We start from the raw sequence: 3,694 nt of genomic DNA on the forward strand, positions 1-3,694 counted from the left end.
TATGTCGTTTTTTGCGATGTTGTATGCCTTTGTTTTGAGCTATCCATCGCGTTCTATGTTGATTGTGAATATCTCTTTTTTAGTGATGGGATCTAGAAGATCTTAAAGAAAATAATAGTACATTGGTAGGTGAAAGTCACATGTACACTGATTTGTGGAATTTAAGCCTGCCAGTATAAGTATGAAAAGATTTAAAGCACTGGATGTTTTTCGGGGGTTGACCATTTGTTTAATGATCGTTGTGAATACGCCGGGGGATTACAATTTCACCTTTTCACCATTACTACATGCCAATTGGCACGGATTTACCCCTACCGATCTCGTTTTTCCTTCTTTTCTTTTTGCGGTGGGCAATGCTTTTGCGTTTGTAAAAACACGCTGGGGCGATAAGTCCCTGTCCGAGGTTTTTGGTAAGATCCTAAAACGTACGTTGATTATTTTTCTTTTGGGATATCTCATGTATTGGATACCGTTCGTGTCGTGGACAGATACAGGTGACCTGGCGGTAATCCCTTTTAGTGAAACCAGGATATTGGGAGTCTTGCAACGAATAGCGTTATGTTATTTTATAGGAGCGATCATGATCTATTTTTTGACCAACCGGCAGCTTTTGATAGGATCGGGAATCCTATTGCTTGGGTACTGGTTATTGCTCTATGCTTTTGGTGATTATACGTTGGAAGGTAATTTCGTTAGGACAATAGATCGATTTGTTTTAGGTGATAGCCATTTGTATGAAGGCGATGGTATTCCTTTTGATCCAGAAGGACTCCTAAGCACCCTGCCGGCAATTTGCAATGTAATAGCCGGGTACTTGGTCGGGAAATATGTTATCGATGGAGGGGTCGATTTTAAAAAGCTCTCCAAAATGTTAATGGTAGGGACCGGTCTATTGGTCGTTGCCTATTTTTGGGATCTAAGTTTTCCAGTCAACAAGAAATTATGGACAAGCTCTTTTGTTGTCCTTACCGTAGGGATGGATATCATACTGCTATCCGTACTGATCTACGCGATAGACATGGCCAAAAAACCTTTGAATTTCAACTTCTTTGAGATTTTCGGAAAAAACCCCTTGTTCATATATCTACTGTCTGAATACTTGGCTATCGGACTGTATTTTGTAAGGGTAAATGGCGATCAATCTTTGTTCCGCTATTTGTATGAAAAAGGGTTCAGTTGGATCGGTCCTTACTTTGGATCGTTTGCCTTTGCCTTGGTTTTTATGCTGCTCTGTTGGGCCGTAGGGTGGTGGTTAGATAAGAAAAGAATATACATCAAGGTATAGCTGTATGGGTTTCTAAAAACCACGTACACCTTCCCGTTTTCCTTTTGATAATTTCCAAAGACATATAGGCTACAGGAAAAATAGTCCGATACGTTAAATAATTTTTATTTATATGGAAATAATCCATATAATTGGAAATATTCCATACATTAGTTGTCCCCTTTTAATGAAACCCAATTTTGGCGAGCATCTAACGCGATGACAAAATAAATGGTTGAACTAACCCTGATGTTTACAGTCAGGGTCTCTGTTTTATCTAGGGGAACTATTATTTAGTTGGATAGCTATGAACAAAACCATATTACATTTAGACCTCGATACTTTTTTTGTATCCGTAGAGCGGCTTATCAACGCTGAGCTGCAGCATAAACCTTTGTTGGTGGGGGGCACGAGCGATAGGGGTGTGGTGGCGGCCTGTAGTTATGAGACCCGTGGTTTCGGGGTACATTCCGGCATGCCCATGAAAATGGCACGGGAACTATGCCCCGAGGCCGTCGTTATCAGGGGCAATGCAGGTACCTACAGCAAGCATTCCGATATGGTCACTGAGATCATCAAGGAACAGGTGCCTCTTTTCGAAAAATCGAGCATTGATGAGTTCTATGCAGACCTTACGGGCATGGATCGTTTTTTTGGCTGCTACCAATATGCCTCCGAGCTCCGACAAAGAATCACTAAGGAAACAGGTTTGCCCATTTCTTTTGGACTGTCCGTGAATAAAGTGGTCTCCAAAGTAGCCACCAATGAGGCCAAACCCAATAACCAGCTAAAAGTCGATTTTGGGTACGAGAAATCTTTTTTGGCTCCCTTGTCCATTAAGAAAATACCCATGGTGGGTGATAAGACCTACCAGACCCTCCGCAATCTGGGATTGCGAAAAGTAAAGACCGTTCAGGAAATGCCGATGGATTTGATGCAACGCGTATTGGGCAAGAACGGGGAGGTGATTTGGAAACGTGCCAATGGGGTGGACCATACGCCAGTAATCCCTTTTTGTGAACGTAAATCCATTTCGAACGAACGTACTTTCGATAAGGATACCATTGATGTGGTAAAACTGAGGGGCATTCTTTTGGCAATGACCGAGAATCTGGCCTTTCAATTGCGTAGGGGCGAAAAACTGACGGCCTGCATTGCGGTAAAGATCCGCTACTCCGATTTCAATACCTATACCAAGCAAATGCGTATTCCATATACGAGCGCCGACCATATTCTCATTCCCAAGATCCTGGAACTGTTCAAGGCATTGTACAACAGAAGGTTGTTGGTGCGCTTGGTGGGCATACGCTTTAGCCACTTGGTAAGCGGCAATTACCAGATCAATCTTTTTGATGATACCGAAGAGGCCTTGAACCTCTATGCGGCTATGGATCGTATGCGGGAACGCTATGGGGATAAGAGTGTGGTGCGGGCTTCGGCCATGGGTGCCAGGACCATTGGTAGAATGCACAACCCGTTCAATGGGCAACCGCCGATTGTATTGGCGCATCGGAAACAGTAGAATAGTATTGAGAACTGAGTATTGAGTAGAGAGACGTAAGTTCCAATGCTTAATGAAGGATTTGACTTTTCAGGGAAGGGATTGCTTTTCCCGCTTATCATCGGGATCGCAATGACGTCTTCACGAGGAGTCCACGACGAAGTGATCTGTTTGTTCAAAATACGAACCGGATATGGAGATTTGAAACCATTAAACGAACAATCGTCGATTGTATTGACGCACAGGAAGCATTAGAATATGGTTGTTCGTTGTTTATTGTTGAACATTAATTATCCTATAATGTCTGGTCGAGCGCAGTCGAGACCTATGTTAATAGTTGCAATGCTTCAAAGACCTCTCGACTGCGCTCGAGGTGACAGCAAATACCATGAACTGTCAGCTAACAACTATCAACTAAATCAAATGTATAATATCTAAAATCTAACGTCTAACATCTATTTAAACTGCCACACATATTACAGCCTGCGCTTCGGAACCTTTTCCGAACTCGAACTCCTGCAATTGGCCCAAGCGAACCATGTGACCCGATTGGCACTGACCGATATCAACAATACCTCGGCCGGACTCAATTTTGTACGCAAGGCCAAGCAATTCAACATTCGACCTATTTTAGGCATTGATTTTAGGAACGGGGTCAATCCCTGTTTTGTGGGGCTTGCCAAAAACAATAAAGGCTATCAAGAATTGAATGCCTTTCTGTCTTGGCACCTGCATGAAGAGGAAAAGCTGCCCGCCATCGCCCCACATTTTGAAAATGCCTATATCATTTACCCTTTTGAGAAAGTATTACTCAATGATCAGATTACCTTTTCCGAGGATGAATACATCGGTATCTCGGTTACCGATTTGCGGCGATTGCCGTTTTCCAGGTTGGTGGAGTTAAAAACCAAATTGGTGGTCTTACAACC

At 42.9% G+C, this 3,694-nt stretch carries 3 protein-coding genes; all 3 read left to right on the top strand.

Annotated features, from left to right (window positions below; all coding sequences use genetic code 11):
- Positions 1 to 181: 181 nt before the first annotated feature.
- Positions 182 to 1,285 (top strand): acyltransferase family protein, encoded by a 1,104-nt coding sequence (locus tag WBM98_RS03855; RefSeq protein ID WP_424364706.1) that lies wholly within the window; start codon positions 182 to 184, stop codon positions 1,283 to 1,285.
- A gap of 286 nt (positions 1,286 to 1,571) precedes the next feature.
- Positions 1,572 to 2,786 carry a DNA polymerase IV gene (gene dinB, locus WBM98_RS03860; RefSeq protein WP_424364707.1) on the top strand — a complete coding sequence of 405 codons (1,215 nt, stop codon included), beginning with the start codon at positions 1,572 to 1,574 and terminating at the stop codon, positions 2,784 to 2,786.
- A gap of 432 nt (positions 2,787 to 3,218) precedes the next feature.
- Positions 3,219 to 3,694, top strand: a 476-nt coding sequence (locus WBM98_RS03865; protein ID WP_424364708.1) for a PHP domain-containing protein, incomplete at its 3' end; no start/stop codon positions are given.

The sequence above is a fragment of the Maribacter sp. genome, assembly GCF_049667165.1.
Taxonomy (GTDB): Bacteria; Bacteroidota; Bacteroidia; order Flavobacteriales; family Flavobacteriaceae; genus Maribacter_A.